This is a genomic window from Tessaracoccus oleiagri, from assembly GCF_900103275.1.
Lineage (GTDB): Bacteria > Actinomycetota > Actinomycetes > Propionibacteriales > Propionibacteriaceae > Arachnia > Arachnia oleiagri.
The window spans coordinates 68,631-90,445 of sequence record NZ_FNGP01000001.1 but is presented as its reverse complement, the minus strand read 5'-3'; the positions used below and the strand labels follow the sequence as shown (position 1 = coordinate 90,445).

Sequence of the window (21,815 nt, the reverse complement as noted above, 5' to 3'; positions counted from 1 at the left end):
CGCGGCGCCCCCTCGTCGTTGCCTTCAGCCGAAGGTGTTCGGCCCCCACTGCACGACGCGCCATCCGTCGTCGGAGGACCCCTCCAGCGTGATCCACTCGGTGTTCTTCAGCTCCGGGGTCGAGGCGCGCGGAAGGTGTGGTGCCACGGTGAGGGCGAACACGCGCAGGGCGGCGCCGTGGCTGACGAGCGCGGCGACGTCGTGGCCCGCCTGCTCCACCTTCTGCACTGCCTCCCCGTAGCGGGTGATGAACTCCCGCGCGGTCTCGCCGCCGTCGATACCAACGTCGAGGTTGGAGGGGGACCAGCTCTCGAGCACGCCGACGTAGACGCTCCAGTCGGCGTTCATCTCCTCGGCGCCCGCGGAGATCTCGTGGATCCCGTCGAGGACCTCCACCTCCAGCCCGAGCGCAGCCGCCAGGGGTGCCGCCGTCTCCTGGGCACGAGTGAGGGTCGACGCATAGACCGCCTGGATGGGCTCGTCGGCCAGCGTTCTTGCCAGTTCCTCGGCCTGCCGGTGGCCCGTCGCGTTGAGCGGAGCCCCCGGATGCGCGGTGTCGAGCAGATGGTTCACGTTCGAATCGGTCTGGCCGTGGCGGATGAGGAACAGGCGCATGCCGCCACCCTACCGGGGCGCCGAGCGCCACTCCCGCGCCGGTCACACGCTCGGTTTTCGCGTAAACCCACCCGACACAAACAGCTTTCGCATAGGCTCATGACACGTAACTACTACTAGGCGTAGTGCAACGATGGGCGGCGTTCGACAGTGAGGTGAGGGACATGCGTCGACTGATCACGCGGTTGTGGCACGACTTCACACACGCCTTCACCGGTTGGATGGGCATCGCCCTCGCCGCGCTCATCGGGGTCATCATCGGGGTCGCCACCTTCACCTTCTACTACGCCGGCATCACGAGTTACTTCGGGAACGAACCGGAGACCTGTGCCAGTTGCCACGCGATGCAGGAGCAGTACGACGGGTGGCTGACCGGTTCGCACCGGGACGTCGCCACGTGCAACGACTGCCACGCCCCGCACGACAACCTCGTCAGCAAGTACGTCAACAAGGCCGAGAACGGCTTCATGCACTCCCTGAAGTTCACCCTGCAGAACTACCCGGAGAACATCGTGATCCGGCCGCACAACCGCGACGTGACGGAGGCGGCCTGCCTCTACTGCCACCAAACGATGGTCGACCCCATCGTCCACGGGTCCGCCTACCAGGGCGAGACCCTCTCCTGCATTCGCTGCCATGACGGCGTCGGCCACAAGAGGTGAGAACAATGATGGAGCACGCACCGGACCCCGAACCCTCCCCTCCGCCCCATGGCGGACAGAGGCGCATGTGGGTCGGGCCCCGCGCGCGCTGGGTGCCCGTCGTGGTGCTGATCGCGGTCGCGATCGGAGCGGCGGGTCTGACCTGGCTGCTGACCACCATCTTCGAGCACAAGCAGGAGGCGCTCGCGCCGTTCACCCAGGTGGTCGAGGTCGACGACACCACCTACGACCCTGCCGTGTGGGGGCAGAACTTCCCGCGCCAGTACGAGGGCCACCTCGCGACGTCGGAGATGGATGAGACGAGGACCATCGCACGCGAGGCCACCGACGACGACCCGCGCACCCGCGTCGCCGTCAGCAAGCTGGAGAACGACGCCCGGCTGGTGACCATGTGGCAGGGGTACGCGTTCTCCGAGGACTACCGGATGCCGCGCGGGCACGAGTACATGCTTGAGGACCAGCAGCTGACCCGGCGCATGACGCAGTTCAAGCAGCCGGGTGCCTGCCTGAACTGCCACGCGTCGCTGCCGCAGATCCTTGACTCGCTGGGCGACGGGGACCGTGAGGCGGGCTGGGCGGAGATGAACAAGCTGCCGTACAACGAAGCGGTGGAGCACGCAGGCGGTCCGATCGCGTGCATCGACTGCCACGCACCGGAGACGATGGAACTCCGCATCACCCGCCCGGCGTTCATCGAGGGCATCGCCCGTTACAAGGAGAACGTCGAGGGCATCAAGGGCTACGACGTCAACACCGACGCCACCAGGCAGGAGATGCGCTCGTACGCCTGCGCGCAGTGCCACGTCGAGTACTACTTCAGGGGCGAGGAGAAGACGCTGACGTTCCCATGGACGTACGGCTTCACCGCCGAGGACGCGATCCAGTTCTACGACGAGATCGGGTGGACCGACTTCGAGCACACACTCACCGGGTCCAACGTGATCAAGGCGCAGCACCCCGATTTCGAGACGTGGTCCCAGGGCATCCATGCGGACAACGGCGTCACCTGTGCCGACTGCCACATGCCCTACAAGCGTGAGGGCGCGGCGAAGATCACCGACCACCAGATCGCGAGTCCCATGCGCGACGAGGCATCCATCAACGGCACGTGCCTCACCTGCCACCACTCGACGGCGGAGGAGATGAGCCAGAGGGTCGACACGATCCAGGAGCGCTGGCAAGGGTCGGTCGACATCGCCTTCGACGCGCTCGACGCCCTGATCAAGGACATCGAGGCGAACCAGGGCTCGGCGTCGCCGGAGGACCTGACGAAGGCGCGGGACTTCCAGCGGTGGGCGTCGTTCCTCGTCGACATGAACGTCTCCGAGAACTCGCACGGCTTCCACGCGCCGGCGTACCAGATCGCCACCCTCAACCAGGCGACCGACTACGCGCGCAAGGGCCAACTCGCGCTGAGGGGCATCGACGTGGGACCCGTCTCGGCGAGCGGGCAGAACTGATGGCGCGCCGCGCAGCGCGGGGTGCGGCGACCGCCGCGGGGTCCCGACCCGAGGTCAATTCCACGGCTCGCGGCATCAACAAGGTGCTCGTTGCGGCCCTGGCTGCGGCGATCGTGCTCCTCGTGCAGCAGTGGGGCCAACCGGACGCTCCCTCCGCGGGCCCGGCCCCACAGGGGGACGCGCCGGTGGCCGCCGCCGGTTTCTCCGGCCTCGACGAGGAGCGCGTCGCCGTCCTGGAAGCCGCCCTCGCGGAGGACCCGGACGACCTCTCAGCGAAGCGTGAGCTCGCCAGGCTCTACAACGACGCCGGCCTCTGGAACGAGTCCGCCGACTACCACCAGCGCGTCCTCGAGCAGGCGCCCACGGACCTCGACGCGCTCCTCGCGCTCGGAGTCATCCAGTTCAACATGGGCGACGTGGAGGCGGCGGAGGCCACGTGGCTCCGGGCGGTCCAGGCGCACCCCGGCCAACCGGAACCGTACTTCAACCTCGGCTTCGCCTACTTGGGCATGGAGCCGGCGCAGAACGAGAAGGCCAAGGAGATGTGGGTGACGCTCATCTCTGTCGCGCCCGACTCCGAACTGGCCGCGACAGCGCGGTCCCACATCGACGCACTCCCGGTCGAGGGAGGCTGACCGTGCTGAAGCCCTCGCCGTCCGCCGTCGAACCCGTCGAACCCGTCGACGGGTTCAACGCGCCGATCCGCGTCTCGGGGAGGTCGGTGTTCCGCAGGGCCTACGCGTTCCTGCACAACAAGAAGGTCGGCCTGTTCCTGATCCTCGCCACCGGGCTGCTCGCGCTCGTCGGCGCCCTCGCGCGGCAGATGCCGGCTTCGGTCCGTCTCGACCCTGCCGCCAGCGCGGCGTGGCTCGACGAGGTGCGTCCCGTGTTCGGCGGCTGGACCGACATCGCCCACGCCATCGGCGTGTTCCACATCTTCTCCTCGCCGCTGTTCCTCACGGTCTCCGCCTTGTTGGCCTTGTCCATCGTGGCCTGCACCACCCACCGCCTCCCCACGGTGTACCGGCAGGGCTTCCGTCCGCGCACGAGCGTGAGCGCCAGGTTCTTCGAGCACACGAAGCTCCACGCACAACACGACTCGCCCCTGGACGTCGACAGGACTGTGGATGAAGTCGCCGCGGTGATAGCGCGACGCCGCTACCGCGTCATCCGCGACGCCGATGGGACGACGATCTATTCCGACCGGTTCCACTGGGCGCCGCTGGGCACGGCCGTCTCGCACACCGGCTACGTGGTGATCATGGCCGGGTTCCTCGTGAGCGCGGTCGCCGGCTTCCGCGTCGACAATTTCGACCTCACCGTCGGGATTCCCCGTGAGGTGGGCAATGGGACGGGGCTCACCGCTGAGGCGGCATCGTTCGCCGACGCCTACGACGAGGCCACGGGAACCCCCATCGACTACGTCACCGACCTGATCCTCCGCCGGGACGGGGACGAGGTCGCCCGCCAGGACGTGCGCGTCAACGAGCCACTCATCATCGACGGCGTCTACTTCCACCAGGCGTCCTTCGGCGTCGCCGCGGTCGTGCGGGTGACGGGCCCCGACGGTGACGTGCTCCTGGACGGGGGCGTGCCGCTGGCGTGGCGCACCCCCGACCAGCGCCTCCAGTACGGCGTCGAGGTGTTCCACGAACTCGGCCTCGAGCTCTTCGTCATCAGCAACGCCTCTGGCAGCACGACGCCCGGTCTCAGCGCGGGTCAGGTCCGGTTCGAGGTGTACCCGGTCGCGTCGCGCGAGCCGCTCGGCGTCGCGACGGTCGACGCGGGCGCTGCCGCGTCGGTGGGTGATCTCAGTGTCTCCTTCCTGCGCGAGCAGAAGTACACGAGCCTCATCGTGAAGCGGGATCCCGGGTCCTGGGTGGTGTGGCTGGGTTGCACACTGCTGGTGGTCGGCGTGACCGTGACGCTGGGCCTCCGGCACCGCCGGCAGTGGGTCCGCGTGACGCCGACGCCCACCGGCTCCTGCGTACAGATCGCCACCACGGATCGGCCCGACTCCATCCGCAGCCGCAACTTCCACGAACTCTCCACATCCATCGCATCGGCGCTCCGCCGACCGGCAGACTGAGGAAGGCCCCCATGCTCGAGACCGCGCAGCTGTTGCTCATCGCCACCACGGTGCTCATCACGTTCTCCTTCGTCGGGTACGTGGCGGCCTTCCTCCTCGTGCGACGTACCCCGGCCGCGGCACGCGTGACGGCCGCTATCGCCGTTGGGGCGGAGGGGGCGTCGCGGGGCACCGCCTCCCAGTCTGTGCCCGGCCTCGCACGGCCCCAATCCCGCCGTGACCTGGTCTGGTTCGCGTCGACGCTCGCGAGGGTCTCGCTGCTGGCGCTCACCGCCTCGTTGGTGGTGCGCGCGATGTCGACGGGCCACGCGCCCTTCGCGAATCACTACGAGTTCGCGGTGTCGTTCGCTTGGGGGATGATCCTCGCGCATGTGCTGGTGGAGTGGCGGTACCAGGTGCGGACGCTCGCGCTGGCGGTGCTGCCGGTGATCCTCGGGATGCTCGTCTACGCCACGACGCTCTCCTACGAGGCCGCGCCGCTCGTCCCGGCGCTCCAGAACAGCCCACTGCTGACCCTCCACGTGTTCACCGCCGCGCTGGCGTACGGGGCTGCAGCCGTCGGCTTCGGGGCCGCCGCGATGTACCTGCTGGCGCCGAGGGTGGGCTGGCGCGGGTGGCCGAAGCAGGAGAAGCTCGACGAGATCGGCTACGCCTCGGTCGTCGCCACCTTCCCGCTGCTGACCATCATGATCGTGCTCGGCGCCATCTGGGCGAACATCGCCTGGGGCCGCTACTGGAGCTGGGACCCGAAGGAGACGGCCGCGCTCGTGACGTGGCTCGTCTACGGGGGCTACCTGCATGCGCGCGTGACGCGTGGCTGGACCGGCACCCGCTCGGCGTGGCTGCTCGTGCTCGGGTTCGCGGCGATCCTGTTCACCTACTTCGGCAACCTGTTCTTCGGGGGAATGCATGCGTACGCGTGAGCGTCCCGAGGCCCGGTTCGGCGGTGGGGCACCGGCCACCGGAAACTGGCCTGCGGTCGCGGCGGTCGCCGTAATCACCGCGCTCGCGATCCTCGTCGGCAACTGGTGGGTCGGTGCGCAGGCGGAGGCGGACGGGTCGTCGCAGGTGGAGGTCGCTGGAGCGCTCGCGCCACCGAGGGTGGGGGACCCGGCCCCCGGCTTCACCGCCGTCGACCTCGACGGCGGCGCCCGATCCCTCGCTGCGCTGCGGGGGAAACCGGTCTGGGTGTTGTTCATGGCCTCCTGGTGCGCGCAGTGTCGCGTCGAGGCGCCCGACGTGCAGCAGGCCCACCTCGAGCGCGACGACGTCCACGTCGTCGCCGTCTACCTGAGCGAGGACCAGCAGGTGGCGGGCGACTACGCCCGGCGCGTCGGCCTGACGTTCACGCAGGTGCCCGATCCGGCGGCCGAGATATCCGCGGCGTACGGTGTCCGGGCGATCCCGGCCCACTACTTCGTGGATGCCCGGGGCGTGGTCCGCGACGTGGCTGTGGGTGCTCTGAGCGAGAGCCAGATCGAGACCCATCTTGATCGCCTGGTGGGCCCTGCGACGTAGCAGTCACCCGCCAGCCTCCGATTTCCAGGGCTCCGATCGGCTGTGCTAGTGTTTGGCGTCGGACAGTGAGCGGCGCGAGCCGCGATCTGGACGGGATGCGCGAGTGGCGGAATGGCAGACGCGCCGGCTTCAGGTGCCGGTGCCCGCAAGGGCGTGGAGGTTCAACTCCTCTCTCGCGCACAAATCGGAACCCCTGGTTGACCAGCAGAAATGCCGGTCTGACTAGGGGTTTCGTCGTTCCGGAGCTACGACACCCTATGCCACAGCCTGCCACCGAAGGTACTGTTGTGGGCACGAAATGGGCACAGAATGGGCACAGATCCACGTCGTGCCCACGGAGGGAACCATGAGTGATGGGGTACGCAAGCTCGCCAACGGCAGCTGGAACGCGCGATACGTTGGCCCCGACGGTAAGCGCTACGGCCGCACCTTCGGCGTCAAGCGCGACGCGGTGACGTGGCGGGGCCAAGAGCTGCGGCTGATCGACCTGGACGAGTGGACGCCGCCAGCGGCACGGAAGCCCAAGTACGAGCCTGGCGACGACGGTCCGACGGTCGCGGAGTGGGTGGGGAAGTGCATCGACGCTCGGGCCACTCGGTCCCGCCGGCCGCTGAAGCCGACCACGGTCGACAACTACCGCAAGCTCCTGCGCCTCTCGATCGAGCCGACGTCGCTCGGGTCGATGGCGCTGACGGAAGTCCGTCGGGAGCATGTCGTCGCGTGGCGGGAGCAGCTGCCCAAGGCAACGCGGACCCAGAACGGGAAGGCCTACGAGCTGTTGGTGTCGGTGTTCTCGGACGCCGTCACGGAGGGCTTGATCGCGTCGTCGCCGGCCACGCTCCGTGGGGCCGGGACCCCTGAGCGGGCGCGAGAGCCACAGACGATGACTCCGACGGAGGTCAACGCCTACCTGGATGCTGCGCCGCCCAAGTGGCGAGTGGCGCTGTTGCTGTCCGTCACCTGTGGTCTGCGTATCGGTGAGGTGCTGGCGCTGCGCGATCGAGACCTCGATCTCGAGCTCGGGCAGCTGCATGTGCGGAGGACCGTCGCGAAGGTCGATGACGGCGACGGCCACCGTCGGATCGTCCTGCAGGAGCCGAAGACCAAGGAGGCGGTCCGCACGGTCCATCTCCTGCCCCACACGTTGGGCGAGCTCCGGGCCTGGCGCGAGATGCGCCCGAAGCTGCGTGCCGACGACCTGCTCTTCCCGAACCAGTTCGGCAAGCCGCTCAACGACGACGTGCTGCGGCGGGCCCACAAGAAGGCCGCCCAGGCGATCGGCCGGCCGGATCTTCGCAACCACGACCTGCGTGCGACGGCGGCCACGATGTCGGCCCAGTCCGGGGCGACGGTGCGGGAGATTCAGGCGCAGCTTGGGCACACGACGCCAGCGATGGCGCTGCGCTACCAGACCGCTTCGGCCGAGCGCGATGCCGAACGGGCTCGTCGTGTCTCCGACGCATGGGGCACGGGACAGACCTGAACTGGCTCCTCTGGCCGGACAAGGGCCCGGACTGCGACGAGGCCAAGCCGTCGCGTGGAGCTGGTGCTATCCGGCGCCCCGCGCGGTCGCAGCCTCGATCAATGCGTGTGCCGTCTGTACAGCTTGGTGTGCTTCCGCCTCGCCGATGGGGACCGCGGCGTAGCGGGCCCGATTGCGCGCACGACGAAGCCTGTCGAATCGACGAGCGGCTTCGTCGCCGGGTGGAGAGTCCAAGACCGCTCGTAGAAATGCGCCCAGAGCGTCGTGCTGACCCGCGCCACTCTTCGTGCGGTAGCCGCAAGCGGCGAGCAGCGCCTCCCCAACGTCGTGAGCTGCGTCGTAAGCGAGCGTATAGCGGGTCTGGGGGCGGGTGAGGTTGGCGAGGTCTTCGACGGCTTCGCGTGCGTTCTGGAGGAATGCGGCGGCCTTCGGGCGGTCGATTGGCACGGCTTCCAGGCGCCGTTCCGCCAACAATTGGTCAACGGCTTTGCGCTGTTTCGGGGTGAGCGTGATGATCATGGCTGCTCGCCGATCAGCGGCACGGTGGGGTTGCTCTTCACCTGGCGGATGAAGGGGGAACTGGCCTTCCACTCCTGCTCCGAAAGAATGGTGGCGTTGACCGGGCGTTTGACCTGCTTCTCGACGCGTTCACAGGCGTCGTCGACTTCGTCGGGAGCGGGGCTGCCGATGATCATGACGTCGATGTCCTGAGGTGCTTGTCCTGGTATTGCGTGGGCTCGTGCTGCGAAGGATCCGTAGATGAAGGCACTGGTCACATTTTCGATCTGACGTAGTTCGTGGGTGAGTAGTGGGGCTGGCCCCATGGCGATGAGGAGGATTTCGCGCAGTGGCGGCACCAGCGGGCTGTCGTTGTTGCTTCGCATCAGTCGAGTGCGTCCGGCGCGGCGTTCGTCGAGGATGCCTGCTGCAAGGAGCCGCCCCACTTCGGCATGGACCGTCGGGTACGCAAGCCCGGTGCGGTCTGCGAGGTCGGTGATGCTCAACTCCTGATCGGAGAGCAAGACTTCTGCAAGGAGTCGTGCTTGGCCATCAGAGCGGAAGACAGGCGCTACTAGTGGAGACTCACTTCTCATAAAACTGACAATATCATAGGTTTTGCTGATAGAACTTCTTGTTTATGGATCAGTGGCTCAGCGACGTGCCGCGTTTCATGCCCTGGGTCTTGAAGTCCGTGCCGGAGCCCCGTCCTCGGAGCATGGCGTCGATCTCGTTGAGGTCGACGAGGACCCGGAAGCCGTTGCGGAATCGGGTGAGCTTGCCCTCGGCGATGCGTCGCTCGAGTGTCCGCGGAGTGCTGCGGCAGTACTCCGCTGCCTCTCGTAGAGTGGCGTAGCGCGGACGCTGCGCTGTGGAGGCTGAGTTCGCGGTCATTGTTGCTCCTGTCGCGCCAACGGGTGGGTGGTTGCGTCGTGCCCGCACCCTCGCTGACGAACATCCTCACCTTTGCACCCCGTACGTGGCGGATTGCGGTGTACGCCCATGGTCCACTGGTGGCTGGCTAGGGCAGACAAACGTACCCCCTTCATCGCACGGCTGGTCGCCGCTGGCTCCGCAGCTGCGACTGACGCCCGAAGATGACAAGGCTCTATCCCTGCTCGCGGAAGCCGAAGGGATCAGCAAGCAGGAGGCTACTGTGCGCGCCATCCGAGAGGCGGCGGCCAGGCGGGTGCGTGAAGATGAGGTCCGGAAGTTGTCCTCGGCGGCTCGGCGGAGGTATGCCGATCTGCTGGACCGGCTGGGCCAGTGACTCACTACCTCACTTTGGAGGACGTGCTGTTCCTGGTGGAGGACCTCGGAGCGGGGCCCGTCCGCGACGCTGGGTTGCTCGATGCTGCGGTTCTTCGTCCTAAGGCGAGCATCTTCGGGCGGGACGCCTACGTCAGCCTCGACGAGAAGGCGGCCGTGCTCCTTGAGTCCCTGGTCCGACATCATGCCCTGGTCGACGGGAACAAGCGGCTGGGTTGGTTGTCATTGGTGGTGTTCTACGGACTCAACGGTGTCGATCTCGATGTCCCCGACGATCCGGCATACGACTTGGTTGTCTCCATAGCCGGTGGGCATGCCAATTATCCGGAGATCGCTGCGCAACTCTCTTCCTGGCATTGAGCCGTCGGCACTCGACCCTCGTCTTCGCAGGCTCGGTCATGCTCAGCGGACTACTCGGATTAGGTTGGGTCTTCGTCGACCCTCTCAGGCGGGCGCCCGTTCCGTCAGATGATCGCCGAATCTGCTGCTGCAGCACGCCGAGCGATATGCGGTTCGAGCGGTGGTTGGTCACCGCAGGTTGTAGATCTCTTTACGGTGGCCGACGGCGATGACAAGAACCCGCAGGACGTCGTCGTCGATCTGGTAGACGACTCGATAGTCACCCGTGTGGACCCGCCATTCACCGGTACCGCCCACAAGCTTCTTGGCTCCAGGGGGTCGTGGCTCCGTGGCGAGCAACTCGATCGCTGCCTGCACCCGTCGCTGCGCGGCCCGATCCAGCTTGCGCAACTGGCGCAGGGCCGCCGGGGCAAGTTCGATGCGGTAGGTCATGCCAGGCCGAGGTCGGCCTTGACCTGTTCCCAAGGGATCAACGGCTCACCGGCGTCCATCTCTTCACGAGCGGCAGTGGCCGCCTCAATGTCCGCGAGGTCTTCCGCGGCCGCAACCAGGCGATCCAGGTCCTCGGCGTCGATCACGGCAGCCACCCGGCGTCCCCGACGGGTCAGATACACGGGGGCATGTCCCACGCGGGCGGCATCCACCACCTCCGCCAGCCGCGCGCGGGCGTCGGTCACGGTCATCTCAGTCACGCCCCAAGAGTACGCGCTGAAATAGCTGAAATGTACATCTCGGCTCGCGCTGGGTAATCCGCCCGCAGGCCACCCCGGACGCTCGGCTGACGGTGTCACGGCGACCACCTCCGTTCAGCCCACCGTCCGATCCCGCCTGGAGCGGCGTGAGGGCGCGTTCGAGGCGCTCCCACACCGGGGATCAGTCGGATGCGGCTCATACCCTGTGGTCATGAAGGCGTTCAGTTCACTCGCCGTGCGTGCGGTGGCCGGCGAAGCGGGAGGTGACCCCCGCCGCTGGCCGTTCACAATGGCCCCCGTCGCCCAGCTGCACCGCGACGGGCTGGAGCTCTCCGAACTGACCATCCTCGTCGGGGAGAACGGTACGGGGAAATCCACCATCATCGAGGCCATCGCGATCGCTTACGGCCTCAGCCCCGAGGGGGGCAGCAAGATCATCCGACGGTCGGAGAGGCCCACCGAGTCGCCGTTACACGAGCACATTCGGCTGGAGCGCGGCCTCAGCCGCTCCAGATGGGGCTACTTCCTTCGGGCCGAGACCATGCACGGCCTGCTGACCTATCTCGAGGAGAACCCCTCACGGCACCGACCAGAGACCCGCTACCACGAACGCTCCCATGGCCAGGCCTTCAACGAACTCCTGGCCGCAAAGCTCGACCACCTCACCGGACAGGGCGGCTTCTTGGTCATGGACGAGCCCGAGGCCGGGCTCTCATTCCTCTCCCAGGTCGCGCTCGCCAACCAGCTCGCACAACTCCGCGACTGCGCCGTTCAAGTGCTGCTCGCCACCCACTCACCGATACTGGCCGCGACCCCCGGGGCACGGATCATCGAACTCGACGAAGACGGCTTCCACAGCCGCACCTGGGACGAGCTCATGAACGTCGCGCTCTATCGCCGCTTCCTGGCCGACCCCGGCTACTTCGGCCTCGAATAGCGTCTGCCTAAGACCCTGAAGCCCGCGGCGCGCCACCGGCCGGCGGCAATACAGGATGTCAGAGATCGCCCGGTCCCTGCTTGGTCTGCAGTGCGCGTTCGCGTCAGACTGAGCGCAAGTAGCGGTTCGTGATTGAGGATTGAACGGCGCGGGTCAGGGGGGCTCCGATGCGGGCGAGGAGGGAGTTCGGGCGGGAGAACGCGCTGATGGTGAAGGTGACTTCATCCCCGTCGTGGAGTTCCAGGATGAACGATTCCTCGCCGCTTTCTGGGTGTCCGGGAAGGGTGCCGTAGGCGAATCCCTTTCTACGCGGCTCATCGACGATGTACACGACCCGGACTGGCGCTGCGATTCTCAGCCGTCCGATCCCCAGCCCCAGAGTCGCGACCGCCCCGTCGACCACCGTCGGGTCGGATGCCTGCACGTTGAGCCTCGCACGCCGATGCATGTGCCAACCCAGCAAGGTCTGGACGGCGTCGTCGAATCGCGAGGCCCCGCTCCCCAGTTCGGTCTGCCGTCGGAGATGGGCGTACCCGTGCGGAGGCCGAGAACTGATCGTGCCAGTGTCGCCAACGTTGCCATACGTGAAGGGTGCGTCGCGCAGAGCCGCCGCCGATTCGGGAGACAACTGTTGGGGGTCCACGAGACGCATCCTTCCACACCTCCGAGCACCGGTCCGGAGGCGAGAACACCTTGCGGCATGAGCAAGCATTGGTCGGTCAGCGGCTCAGGGGAGGAGGTCCCAGTACTGCTTTGCGCGCAGGCGTGGCATGGATCACCAGTCTGCGGCCTGAACCGCGTCCTCGGTCGGGCAGGACGCCGTGCGCCTACGCTGCGGTGTACCTTCACGCGGCATAGGCCGCGAGAGCGCGGCGGATCGCCTCAGAGCGTGACACATGGTCCCGCTCCCGAGCGCCGTGACCTACTCTTCACTCACCATACGAATATCGTATGACGGAATAGGAATGCGCAACAGGGCACTACTGTCAGGTCCCGGAGGCCATGAAGGCGGCGAGGATGTAGTTGGGATGCCTGTCAAGGTTCTTGCGAGCACGGTCGTAGCGCATGGTGGTCCTTGGGTCGGCGTGGCGGGCGGCGATCTGCACATCACGCAAATCGACTCCGGCATCGAGCATCGTGGTGACGAACGTGTGCCGCAACATGTGCGGATGCATCCGCGGCAGATGGATCCCGGCGGACTCGGCGAGATGCTTGAGCCGCCGGGTGGCGGCGTGACGGTCCATGCGTACGCCACGACGGTTGAGTAGAATCGGCCCCTCCGCTCGTTCCGCGACTGCGCGTTCGATCGCCCGCTGAACGGCTGGTGGCAGTGGAGCGAGCACGACTTTGCCACCCTTGCCGTGGACCTTGAGCACGCGATGGCCATGCTCCTCTCCCAGGTCCTCGATGCTGGCGCCGCATGCTTCGAAGATTCGGAGTCCAAGCAGCCCCAGCATCACCACCAGAGCGAAGTCATTAACGTTGACAGACACCCGGGAGGCACTGAGCAAGGCCTCGAACTGGAGATGGGACAAGCCCAGAGTCAGGGACTCCGCCGGCACGTTCGGCCGCCTCACGTACTCCGCCGGAGAGGCAGCGATCACCTGATCAATGACGCAGGTGCGGTAGAAGCCCGCCATCACCGAAACACGACGGCTCACCGTCGAAGGCTGGAAGTGGCGAACCTCCTGCATCCAGCGCACATACAACTCGATCTGCGCCCGGCTGGCCTCCAACGGCGCCAGGCCCCGCTCCTGGCACCACACCAGGAAAGCGCGAAGGTCCGACTCAGAATGGACACGCGACTGGCCACGGTACCGAGTCAAGTACGCGGCCACCGCCTTGACGAGCGGATCAGTAGTGGCGTCGACGAGAACCGGGAACAAGACAGCATTAGTACTAGTCATAATAGATCCTCCGCCTTCGAGCCACAGCCCGCGCAGAGCGTCGCGACGTGCACAGCGCGGCATGAGAGCGCCCTCACGTGATTCGCTGTCCTACTGCCGTTCGGCGAGAGTGAAGTCCACAAGCGCCCGCAACGATGCCGTGAGCGACAATGATCTCGCCTCGCAGTGATCTACGACGTCGACACCCCAGACCGGCCGGACCCCGACCTTTTCCACTCCCTCGCTGACCCCACCGGCGCGAGGAATTTCACCGACCTCGGATGAGGCACAGATCGCGAACGTTGCGTCCTGGTGACACACCCGCGTTCGACAGTCGCAACCCCGGATCTCGCAGCCTGACGCCGTTGGGGAGATCCGCCGCTGCGCGACAAGGAGCCGGCGATCCCAACGCTGTGGGCTCATTTCGATGGGTGTCGATTGACTGTCGATAGAAATGTGACGAGACTCGGCATGTGAAGTCATACTTCGCCGTCACCATCCTGCGCGGCGGGCTCCTCGCCGCTGTAGCCATCATCGTCGTTGCCCAAGTGCTCTACTTGCCTTGGTACTCGGGGATGATCGCGAGGGAACTCCCGGCCGAGGCCTACATGCGTTGGCCGATCCTGACGCTGGCGATACTTGGCCTGCTCTGCGTGCAGGTCGTGCTCGTGTGCACCCAACAACTCCTTTCCTTCGTGCCCCTGAATGAGGTCTTCCAGCCCGGAGCTCTGGGTTGGGTGGACGGGATCATCGCCGCATTCTTGGCTGGCAGCTTCGTTTGCCTCGCCACGTTGGTCTACCAAGCCTTCACGGTCTCCGGCCCGCCGCTGTGGTCACTCGCGTTGCTGGCGGGCGTCATGTGCGGCGTCGGACTTGCGTTGTTGGTTTGGGTCATGCGCACGTTCCTCGTCCAAGCGATCGAGATGCGCGCCGAGTCCGACGTGGTGACCTGATGCCGATCGCGGTCCGTATCGAGGTTGAACTGGCCAAGCGGAAGTTGTTAGTGGGCGAGTTCGCCGAAGGTGTCGGGATCTCTCCGGTCAACATCGCCGTCTTGAAGAACGGTCACCCCAGAGCTGTACTGTTCAGGCACCCTCGGAGCCATGTGTGAAGTGCTCCAATGCCAACCCGGTGACGTATTCGAATGGCTACCAACAGAGAACTGAACCGCGAGCACAGCAATTGAAGGCTCCCGCAGTCGCAGAAACCGAAAGCGGCATGAGCGGTAAGGCCTCTCGCGAATCACTCGGCGTCGCGCTCCATGACGAAGACGCTGTGCTCCACCCCGCTGCCGCTGTTCCAAGGCCGTGACTCACCGGTCTGCTCGTATCCCATGCGCTCCCAGAATCCCTGGACATCACTGTTGGTGTCCACGACTGTCAAGCGCCAACGACGGGCCTCTTGGAAGGTAGCAGCGATTTGGTCATGGAATGCCCTCGCCAATCCCTGGCCCTGGCAATCGGCGCGGATCTGCAGCACGCCAAGGTAGTTGGTGCCTAGCTCAGGGAAGTCGGACATGAGTTCAGCCACTCCTACGAGATCATTGTCGACCCAAAGACCGAGGCTGGGCTTCTGGTCGGCCGACGTTCCTGGAGGGCGGGAAGCCATCAGTTCGTCAACGTCTTGAAGTCGCGAAGGCCTACCGAGCACCCGCTCTGCGTAGCCATTGTCGTTGGACAGTACCGCCGCGACAGCGGAGTGGTCCCGCGCAGTCAACGGTCGAACTTCGAGGAGCGTCATACTCGCCACTAAAGCAGCACGTTGAAGCACACGCCAGGCGCTGGTGCGTGTGACCTTGCTGCCCTAAGCCTCCACGCGCGCGTCCACGACCCTCGGCCGACTGTTGTTATCGCGGCATGCACGGATGTTGGCGACGTCCGGGATCTAGAGTCCGCCCAGAATGATCCCCGGCCGCCCCTGTGAGAACAGCCGTTCAAACGTCATCATCACCCAGTCGGTCTGGAGGGGCCGCTGAACTGGATAGGCTCGCGCGATTAATGCTCGTGACCCAGTGATTCTGGCCATACTCCGCGCCGGGCTTCACATCTTACGGAACGAGCAACGAACCTTAGTCTCACCTCCAAGAGATCGAGTTGGAGTGTCCCGTCGTCGAAATGCCAGAGGCCGCCGACCTGACCGCGAAGCCGGGTCGGCTTGCCTGACGAGTTGAACATCGACGGATCCGCCACGTCGTCAACCCACTGAGTGATCTCGGCATCGCCGAAGGTCAACGTCGCTGTTAAGGGGTGGTCCATGAGGTCAGAAGCTACGCACTCGAATGTCAGGCCGAGATCTCGACTCACAGGACTGAATTGGATGCTCACACAAGCCATCTCGTGCAGAAAGATGTAATGCCCGTCGCTCGTCCGGAACTCGTAGAGATCGGGAACGGGTTCAGCGAAGCCACTGAACCTCAGCCGCTGGTGCTCACGATTGAACCTCGCCGCATCTGCTCTGTTCCAAGGGAGCCGCATAGGGCCAGTATGCGGCATCAGCCCGCCCCTAGGGTACGAAGGCTACTGTCCCGCTCACGCGATATCCGTAACCCAGATCGGCTCCAGCCACCCCGTCGATCCTTCGCGGAACGCTCGCCAGATGCCAGACTCCTGCACGTGCACCCATGTGCGAGGCCCTCGACTAACAATCCGGCCTCGAAGCACACCGACCGCAACCCAGAAAGCCTCTCGGATGTCGGAGTTCCGGTCGAACTCCCAAAACGAGTCACCGCCGTCGCCTAGACCCTCCAGGTGTAAATAGAAACGTCCTTGCTGTCGCGGAGTATCTGTTTCATCCCACGACCAGGCCACACCCGCTGAACCCACCACGCCAGGACCGCGCAGCAGCACTTCGTACGGCTCCCGATCGGCCACGACGGTCACTCTCCCGCAAACAGTTGCCAACGCCTCCCGAACGACGTAGACGTTGGCCTCGCCGTCGAGCCCGAGCGCGGTGTTCAACGGCACTGGAGGCAACACGGGCAGAGGATCGCGTCGCAAGCGGCGCACCACCCCCGGCAGCAGGATCCAAACCCATCCCGCGGCGATCGCAAGCACGATCACCCCAGAAATGACTGACTCCCACACATGGACATCATCGCAGAACAGTTCTCACGCCGCCTGATGTCCGAGCTCAAGGAGTCGATCCTCCCGTGACGTAGGGAAAACTCAACGCCATCGGTGCGGCATGACCGGGCGATCAAACAATCCGCAACAACGCGAGCGCAGTTTCACGAGCCTGAGAGGCGCTAGTGGTATCGATCAGGTGCCGTTCGCCGTCTCGGGCCTCGTCCCAGGAAACCCACGGCTCGTTTTGGACTTCTTCCCACGTGGGGACACGGTGCCCTGCAACATCGGGTGTCCGCGATTCAATACGGCGCCGATGTTCGCCTTGGTCGCCTAGCGCGGTCTCCATCAGCACTAGCCGCGCCCCAGCACCGCGAGCCGTCTCCGCCCAGCCAGCCCGTGCCTCTGGCACGGCGTTCACGGCGTCCACGATGACGTTGTTCCCAAGGCACAAGTTCGAGAGGGCTAGCCCATGTGTCACGAAATAGCCGCCGGGGCCGGCCTCTGTGTGCGTCCGTAGCAGCGCTGTCTCGACGACGTCGATTCGCAGGTAGCAGGCGCCCGTGGTCTGGACGAGCGCCTTGGCTAGCGTCGTCTTTCCGGTCCCAGGGCGCCCCGCGAGGACGAGCAGCCAAGGGGAGATAGAGGCATTCTTGGAATCAGCCATGCCTCGATCCTCCCCGACAGCGGTGTCGTTTGGACGATCTGTCGACGACGGCCGAAAGTGAGGCCGTTGTGACGGTCACTCGAAACCACCCGGCCGGAAATGAGGCCGTTGTGGTCGGTGACTAGTCTGCCGGATCTTGCATCTTGATGCTGGGAAGGCTGTCGGCTCCTCGTCCGCGGAGTCGGCGGCTGGCGCCGTATATGGTCTGTCCGCCGGATCGCAGGGTCAGTGACAAGGGATGTTCCCGACGAATATCGGCTGGAAGATGGAGCGGAGGACTACGTGCCGGTCGACCCTTCGCCTGAGCACCGTGGCGTTGGCCAGGTCCATCGTGGAGGCTGAGCCTGTCTTGTCCCGATCCGAGCTGATTCGAATGCGCCAGGTGAGCAATCCCTTCATGCTGACGAAGAGCGAATGGGATGCGTTGGAGCGTTTGCTTAGCAGTGAACCCGGACCATCATGAACCCAAGCGCACTCGGTCGTTGCCACCTCAGCGCTGATACCCCTTTCGCGGATGCTGTAGGACTCCCCATGCGGCATGTGCGGATGTAGGTCGCGTCACTCAGGACCACACCGTAAGTCGCTACCGCTCGAGAAGTGGGCGACCGGTGGGATCCCCGCCGTGGGGTGTGTCATTTCGATCTGATCGACCCCGACCAAAGGGTTCGGCGGCCGAGAATGTCCGACGACACGACCTCGATGACACTTGGCCTGATCCGCGTTGGGGCCAGGGACTCAGCCCTCCGCGGCTGGCCCGAGTCCCGCGCTGCCCATCCCCAGAGATCGGCACATGTCCCCTCCATCTCCCGCAGCAAAATGTCATGGGTGTCCGGCGTCGCGTACCCCAACGCCCACAACACCACGGGGCGCTTGCCCGTCCGACGCACCTGGACGAACCCCGCCGAAACCCCCGAGAAGAAGTTCACGTCCCAGATCTCGAACTCCTCGATCGAGGAGACATCAATGCTCCTCGCAGCGACCAGACCGCGGTAAATGACCTGCGGCCCCGACTGCGACACCGACAATCCCGCGATGAAGAGCGCCCGGTAGCCGACGATCAGGGCCGGGCTGGCAACGGCCAGCCAGAGCGCGACGCTAGACACGCTGGCTCCAGGCGAGAAGGTCACCCACGTCAGAACAAGCCAGAGCACCACCGGCACCATCCACAACCAGCGGACCCACCTGAGCAACGCTGCCCGAGACCCTGCTCCGCCACTGACCATCAACGACACCCTTCTGCTGATGCCGATCCATCGTGCATCGGAACTCTACCGGCAGGTCTTGTCGCGGACCGTCTCGTATGCCCGAGACGCGGCAAGACCGGATGTTCGGGCAGGAGCCCTGATGAAATAAGCCCTACGAGTTGCACTTCACGAATGGTTCGACCACCATCGCGTCTTTGCGTCGATCAACAAGGCGATGAGGGCACCGATGGCTTAGGCCAGCAGGTCTTCCCATTGAAAGGTGGCGCCCACCACCACGGCGAGCAGCGGGTGGTGGGCGATCCCGAGAATCTCGGGGATCCCCAGGTACTGGATCGCCTCCACGATCGCGCCCACCAGGAACGAAACCGTCGCCAATGCGGGGGCCGGCAGAGCAAGCACCATCCGGAGGGTCGCATACACCAGGACCACGGCCAGCAGATCACCGGCGTAGGGGCGAACCCAGGCATCTCGCACGCAGGCACCGATGTAGATCTCGACAGCCAGAATCCCGATGACTGCCGGCAACGGACGCCAATTCAGGTGGAACACTCAACCAGCCTGCCACGAGCTGGGACGGCCGACGCCACCGCTACCGCCCGTCAGCCGTTCCACTGTGCACGATCACGGGCGTCGTCCGGGATGGGTCCGAGCACCGTCCAGTACTCGTCGATGATCCGCAGCGACCGGAAGCCGCGGTCGCGGGCGAAAGCGCCGGGGTCGCGATCGGACGCGGAGTACATCAGCCAGACTGTCGGGCTGTCCTCGCCGTAGAACCGGAAGAACACGCGATCGGCGTCCTTCGCCTGCCAGATCGCCACCTCCTCCCGCAGTGCCCGCAACCGTTGGGCGTCCGCAGGGCTCGTGTCCTCGCAACGCTCGGCGCCGCCCACGGACCGACAGGCATGCCACTCCGTCATGGACACCCGGGTGGTGCCGGGGGTCTGGGCGCTCAGCTCAAGAACCCGCGCCGCCGCGGCGTCGTAGGCGGGCCGGTTGCGCGCGAGTTCCGCCGAGACGGTGTCGAAGCGGGCTGGGTCCCTGCCGGTGAAGTACTCGTTGACCGACCAGGCGATCCACCCCCACAACAGCGCGGCAAGGAGCGCCGCGATGGCGACCACCATCGCCGCGGCCTTGGCCAGGGTCCGCAGTCTCATCGGCGTGCCCGTCGACGAGGGTCAGAAGGCGCCACTGATCGGCACCTCGACGTCGACGACCGAGATGGGCGGAACATACTTCCCATTGAAGCGGTCATGGTGCTGCAACGTGAACCAGACGACGAACCCGTAGGTTTGCTCCAAGTCCCCCGTGTCCAAGCCGAAGTGGTCGTAGGAGTGGAACACCAAGGTGCCCGTGAACGAGTTGCCTGAGCTCAGCCGGCAGGCCATCGTCCGCGCTGCGGCATGTCCGGATGTTGTCAGGCAACGGGGTCGAGCCTGCGGACGGCGGGCAGACCGGCGGCACGCTCGGCCGCGAAGGCATAAGCCGACTGCAGGGCCAGCCAAGCATGGGCGGTACCAACGCCGGCGCGATCGACGAAGGCGGCGGGGTCGACCGGCCACTGCGACTTCGGCACGTTCTTCTCCAGCACGAGGAGGTAGGCCTCGGTGACGAGGTCGTCGACCAGGGCGCCGTCGATGTCGTCGCCCGGGTGCACCGTGATCCAGTGTCGCTTGTTCATGTGGTAGCCGACGGCGATGCTCGCGTGGGTGGACCGGAGGGCCAGCGCATCGTCGGGGTGGGCCTTGACGGTGATGACAGGCTCGCCGTCGAGTTCGGTCTGGAGCATGAAGACCTTGCCGCGCACCTTGCGGACGTCCCACTCGTCGCCGAAGGGGTGGTCGAGGTAGGAGCCGGGGAGTTGCTTGGCGCGCTCGGACGCCCGGCGCTGCAGCGCGCGTCCGTCCATGATTGCCCTCCTCCCGCCGCCTCCCTGGCGGCCCACCGTCGAGGCTACGCCGTCGGTCACCCAAGCACGCCAACGCTTGGGTGAACTCGCCAGCGCTTGGTCCGAGACGCCAACCGTGTTTGGGGACGCCAGCCCGACAGGGTCGGCCCACGCGAAATCGGTTGGCGGATCGACGCGAAGGTTGGCGGCCGTGGTGAGGAAAAGAGGGCAACGGTGGGCGCCGGGTGGCGGCGACGGATGACGAAGTCGTCGGCGATGACCAGCGAGCAGAGGGCGAAGGGCGCGATGCCCCACGGTCAGGGCGCCGAGGAACTGCGCGAGCAGGCCGAGGGTGCCCTCATTCCTTTCTGTCACCGCCGCCAGCTACCGTGGGCACAGACGATTGGAGGCGACCGTGATCGCAACACGCGAAGGGCCCGTGCGCGTGCTGGGGCCGTCGGCTTGGAACACGATGGTCCGGCTCGGGCAACTGCCGGAGCCCCGCACGCAGATGCTCGTGGCCGACGAGTGCTGGGACACCGTCGGCGGCACCTCGGCGGGCAAGGCGGTCCACCTCCACGACCTCGGCGTGCCGGTGGTCCTCATGACCCCACTGGCCGACGACGACGCCGCGGCGCACATTCGTGGGTCGCTGCCCGACGTCGCCGTCGAGGCGCTGCCGACGGCGGCGACAGAACACCACATCAACCTGATGAGCGCGGCGGGGAAGCGTGTCTCCGTCTACACCGTTGCGCCTGCGACGACGCCCGTCCCGCCTGTGGCCGGGCTGGCCGACGCCCGCGCCGTCGTGCTGGACCTTGCGCCGTGGACGCGGGAGTTGGCGCTGACCCTGCGCCGGGGCGACCTGCCAGTGTGGACGGACCTGCACGACGTACCGCCCGAGTCTGATTGGCACGAGCCGTTCTGGCGGGCCGCCACCGTCGTCCAGTGCAGCGACGACAACCTCCCGGACCCGTTCCCGTTCCTCCACCGCCTCGTGGACGACGGTGTCAGTCTCGCCATCTGCACCCGTGGCGCCGCGGGCGCGGTCGCCGTCGACGCCGGGCACCAGGAGCACCGCCAGGACGCTGAGGAGTGCGCGGTGGTGGACACCAATGGTGCGGGCGACGCCTTCTTCTCAGGTGTCATGGCGGCCGTCCTGGCGGGGGAGGCCACCCCTGACGCGCTGGCCGCTGGCGCACGGCAGGCGACGCGCGCGCTGGTCACCCGCCACATCGGCCCCGGGATCCGGGACGGCCGCACGGGCGGGGTGCCCACCACGTAGGGTGGGCTGGGTCCACACGTCAGGAGGGGCGGAGTTGTCGGAGGCGGCGTCACCGACGGTCTCCTCCAAGTAGGTCAGCGCCTCGTGGCAGGAGTCGCCCGCGCCGTCGAGCTGCATGAGCGGGTTGGTTGGGCCCGGCTTTCCCGGCCCCCGCTGGTTGAGTCCGGCCTCCGGGCGAGGAACGAGCCCGCGGCCGGTGTCGAAACCGAGTCTGGCTGCCCATGGACCCGACCCCGACCCGC

28 protein-coding genes, 1 tRNA gene and 1 pseudogene are annotated in these 21,815 nt (G+C 66.3%); 13 read left to right on the top strand and 17 right to left on the bottom strand.

Annotated features, from left to right (window positions below; genetic code table 11):
• Window positions 1-24: 24 nt before the first annotated feature.
• The gene (locus BLR46_RS00430; RefSeq protein WP_093247864.1) at window positions 25-615 is read right to left on the bottom strand and encodes a histidine phosphatase family protein; all 591 of its coding nucleotides are present in this window, start codon (window positions 613-615) and stop codon (window positions 25-27) included.
• A gap of 164 nt (window positions 616-779) precedes the next feature.
• Here BLR46_RS00430 and nrfH point away from each other — a divergent pair, with 164 nt between their 5' ends.
• The 8 genes from nrfH (at window position 780) to BLR46_RS00395 (ending at window position 7,827) form a co-directional block, all read left to right on the top strand.
• A complete protein-coding gene (gene nrfH / locus BLR46_RS00425) occupies window positions 780-1,277 on the top strand; it encodes a cytochrome c nitrite reductase small subunit (RefSeq protein ID WP_093247862.1) in 498 nt (165 codons plus the stop codon).
• A gap of 5 nt (window positions 1,278-1,282) precedes the next feature.
• A complete protein-coding gene (locus BLR46_RS00420) occupies window positions 1,283-2,737 on the top strand; it encodes an ammonia-forming cytochrome c nitrite reductase subunit c552 (RefSeq protein WP_093247860.1) in 1,455 nt (484 codons plus the stop codon).
• Window positions 2,737-3,372: a tetratricopeptide repeat protein gene (locus tag BLR46_RS14960; RefSeq protein ID WP_176761596.1), complete on the top strand. Its 636-nt coding sequence runs from the start codon at window positions 2,737-2,739 to the stop codon at window positions 3,370-3,372. Before BLR46_RS00420 ends, BLR46_RS14960 begins: the two co-directional genes overlap by 1 nt.
• A gap of 2 nt (window positions 3,373-3,374) precedes the next feature.
• Complete coding sequence (locus tag BLR46_RS00415) at window positions 3,375-4,826, top strand: cytochrome c biogenesis ResB family protein (RefSeq protein ID WP_176761595.1); 1,452 nt, start codon at window positions 3,375-3,377, stop codon at window positions 4,824-4,826.
• Between the two features lie 11 nt (window positions 4,827-4,837).
• Window positions 4,838-5,749 (top strand): cytochrome c biogenesis protein CcsA, encoded by a 912-nt coding sequence (gene ccsA, locus BLR46_RS00410; RefSeq protein ID WP_093247856.1) that lies wholly within the window; start codon window positions 4,838-4,840, stop codon window positions 5,747-5,749.
• Complete coding sequence (locus tag BLR46_RS00405; protein ID WP_093247854.1) at window positions 5,736-6,344, top strand: TlpA family protein disulfide reductase; 609 nt, start codon at window positions 5,736-5,738, stop codon at window positions 6,342-6,344. Before ccsA ends, BLR46_RS00405 begins: the two co-directional genes overlap by 14 nt.
• 97 nt (window positions 6,345-6,441) lie before the next feature.
• Window positions 6,442-6,524: transfer RNA gene (locus BLR46_RS00400), tRNA-Leu, on the top strand.
• Window positions 6,525-6,690: 166 nt separating this feature from the next.
• Entirely contained in the window at window positions 6,691-7,827 is a 1,137-nt protein-coding gene (locus BLR46_RS00395; RefSeq protein WP_176761594.1) for a tyrosine-type recombinase/integrase, read from the top strand.
• 66 nt (window positions 7,828-7,893) lie between these two features.
• Here BLR46_RS00395 and BLR46_RS14745 read toward each other — a convergent pair whose 3' ends face one another.
• Genes BLR46_RS14745 through BLR46_RS00385 form a run of 3 tightly spaced genes read right to left on the bottom strand, consistent with a single transcriptional unit; the run spans window position 7,894 to window position 9,219 of the window.
• On the bottom strand, window positions 7,894-8,346 hold the full coding sequence (locus BLR46_RS14745) for a HEPN domain-containing protein (protein WP_143008150.1): 453 nt from the start codon (window positions 8,344-8,346) through the stop codon (window positions 7,894-7,896).
• Window positions 8,343-8,921, bottom strand: a complete 579-nt coding sequence (locus BLR46_RS00390; RefSeq protein WP_093247850.1) for a winged helix-turn-helix domain-containing protein — start codon at window positions 8,919-8,921, stop codon at window positions 8,343-8,345. Before BLR46_RS00390 ends, BLR46_RS14745 begins: the two co-directional genes overlap by 4 nt.
• Window positions 8,922-8,970: 49 nt before the next feature.
• On the bottom strand, window positions 8,971-9,219 hold the full coding sequence (locus BLR46_RS00385) for a helix-turn-helix domain-containing protein (RefSeq protein WP_176761593.1): 249 nt from the start codon (window positions 9,217-9,219) through the stop codon (window positions 8,971-8,973).
• A 372-nt stretch (window positions 9,220-9,591) separates the two neighbouring features.
• Here BLR46_RS00385 and BLR46_RS00375 point away from each other — a divergent pair, with 372 nt between their 5' ends.
• Complete coding sequence (locus BLR46_RS00375) at window positions 9,592-9,954, top strand: type II toxin-antitoxin system death-on-curing family toxin (protein WP_093247848.1); 363 nt, start codon at window positions 9,592-9,594, stop codon at window positions 9,952-9,954.
• 168 nt (window positions 9,955-10,122) lie between these two features.
• Here the strand turns inward: BLR46_RS00375 and BLR46_RS00370 are convergent, their stop codons facing one another.
• On the bottom strand, window positions 10,123-10,386 hold the full coding sequence (locus BLR46_RS00370; RefSeq protein ID WP_093247846.1) for a type II toxin-antitoxin system RelE family toxin: 264 nt from the start codon (window positions 10,384-10,386) through the stop codon (window positions 10,123-10,125).
• On the bottom strand, window positions 10,383-10,637 hold the full coding sequence (locus tag BLR46_RS00365) for a type II toxin-antitoxin system Phd/YefM family antitoxin (protein WP_093247844.1): 255 nt from the start codon (window positions 10,635-10,637) through the stop codon (window positions 10,383-10,385). The genes BLR46_RS00370 and BLR46_RS00365 overlap by 4 nt, the downstream gene beginning before the upstream one ends.
• Window positions 10,638-10,857: 220 nt before the next feature.
• On the opposite strand from BLR46_RS00365, the gene BLR46_RS00360 reads away from it, so the two are divergent.
• Window positions 10,858-11,583, top strand: coding sequence for an AAA family ATPase (locus BLR46_RS00360; RefSeq protein WP_093249460.1), 726 nt, complete (start codon window positions 10,858-10,860; stop codon window positions 11,581-11,583).
• 103 nt (window positions 11,584-11,686) lie between these two features.
• On the opposite strand, the gene BLR46_RS00355 is transcribed toward BLR46_RS00360, so the two are convergent.
• The 3 genes and pseudogenes from BLR46_RS00355 to BLR46_RS00345 all read right to left on the bottom strand — a co-directional run bounded on the left by BLR46_RS00355 (window position 11,687) and on the right by BLR46_RS00345 (window position 13,469).
• Window positions 11,687-12,226 (bottom strand): DUF1990 domain-containing protein, encoded by a 540-nt coding sequence (locus BLR46_RS00355; protein ID WP_218118267.1) that lies wholly within the window; start codon window positions 12,224-12,226, stop codon window positions 11,687-11,689.
• Window positions 12,227-12,428: 202 nt separating this feature from the next.
• Window positions 12,429-12,494 (bottom strand): annotated as a pseudogene (locus BLR46_RS15565) (ribbon-helix-helix protein, CopG family); the annotation flags it as partial.
• A 75-nt stretch (window positions 12,495-12,569) separates the two neighbouring features.
• Window positions 12,570-13,469: a tyrosine-type recombinase/integrase gene (locus tag BLR46_RS00345; protein WP_245701416.1), complete on the bottom strand. Its 900-nt coding sequence runs from the start codon at window positions 13,467-13,469 to the stop codon at window positions 12,570-12,572.
• A gap of 473 nt (window positions 13,470-13,942) precedes the next feature.
• Here BLR46_RS00345 and BLR46_RS00340 point away from each other — a divergent pair, with 473 nt between their 5' ends.
• Together BLR46_RS00340 and BLR46_RS15350 are read left to right on the top strand one after the other, a co-directional pair.
• Window positions 13,943-14,422: a DUF2975 domain-containing protein gene (locus tag BLR46_RS00340; protein WP_093247838.1), complete on the top strand. Its 480-nt coding sequence runs from the start codon at window positions 13,943-13,945 to the stop codon at window positions 14,420-14,422.
• Between the two features lie 150 nt (window positions 14,423-14,572).
• Window positions 14,573-14,635 (top strand): helix-turn-helix domain-containing protein, encoded by a 63-nt coding sequence (locus tag BLR46_RS15350; protein WP_245701491.1) that lies wholly within the window; start codon window positions 14,573-14,575, stop codon window positions 14,633-14,635.
• 76 nt (window positions 14,636-14,711) lie between these two features.
• Here the strand turns inward: BLR46_RS15350 and BLR46_RS00330 are convergent, their stop codons facing one another.
• The 8 genes from BLR46_RS00330 to BLR46_RS00300 form a co-directional block, all read right to left on the bottom strand.
• Window positions 14,712-15,209, bottom strand: a complete 498-nt coding sequence (locus BLR46_RS00330; protein WP_093247836.1) for a GNAT family N-acetyltransferase — start codon at window positions 15,207-15,209, stop codon at window positions 14,712-14,714.
• Between the two features lie 788 nt (window positions 15,210-15,997).
• Window positions 15,998-16,552 carry a hypothetical protein gene (locus tag BLR46_RS14740; RefSeq protein WP_143008149.1) on the bottom strand — a complete coding sequence of 185 codons (555 nt, stop codon included), beginning with the start codon at window positions 16,550-16,552 and terminating at the stop codon, window positions 15,998-16,000.
• A 112-nt stretch (window positions 16,553-16,664) separates the two neighbouring features.
• Window positions 16,665-17,198: a P-loop nucleotide/nucleoside kinase family protein gene (locus BLR46_RS00325; RefSeq protein ID WP_093247834.1), complete on the bottom strand. Its 534-nt coding sequence runs from the start codon at window positions 17,196-17,198 to the stop codon at window positions 16,665-16,667.
• Window positions 17,199-17,830: 632 nt separating this feature from the next.
• Window positions 17,831-18,301 (bottom strand): hypothetical protein, encoded by a 471-nt coding sequence (locus tag BLR46_RS00320; protein WP_143008148.1) that lies wholly within the window; start codon window positions 18,299-18,301, stop codon window positions 17,831-17,833.
• 333 nt (window positions 18,302-18,634) lie between these two features.
• Entirely contained in the window at window positions 18,635-18,952 is a 318-nt protein-coding gene (locus tag BLR46_RS00315) for a ribosomal maturation YjgA family protein (RefSeq protein ID WP_093247829.1), read from the bottom strand.
• Between the two features lie 50 nt (window positions 18,953-19,002).
• Window positions 19,003-19,557 (bottom strand): hypothetical protein, encoded by a 555-nt coding sequence (locus BLR46_RS00310; RefSeq protein WP_093247827.1) that lies wholly within the window; start codon window positions 19,555-19,557, stop codon window positions 19,003-19,005.
• A gap of 21 nt (window positions 19,558-19,578) precedes the next feature.
• Complete coding sequence (locus tag BLR46_RS00305) at window positions 19,579-19,788, bottom strand: DUF3289 family protein (RefSeq protein ID WP_093247825.1); 210 nt, start codon at window positions 19,786-19,788, stop codon at window positions 19,579-19,581.
• 29 nt (window positions 19,789-19,817) lie between these two features.
• A complete protein-coding gene (locus BLR46_RS00300) occupies window positions 19,818-20,309 on the bottom strand; it encodes an MmcQ/YjbR family DNA-binding protein (protein WP_093247823.1) in 492 nt (163 codons plus the stop codon).
• Window positions 20,310-20,703: 394 nt separating this feature from the next.
• On the opposite strand from BLR46_RS00300, the gene BLR46_RS00295 reads away from it, so the two are divergent.
• Entirely contained in the window at window positions 20,704-21,573 is an 870-nt protein-coding gene (locus tag BLR46_RS00295; RefSeq protein ID WP_143008147.1) for a carbohydrate kinase family protein, read from the top strand.
• Window positions 21,574-21,815 lie beyond the last annotated feature (242 nt).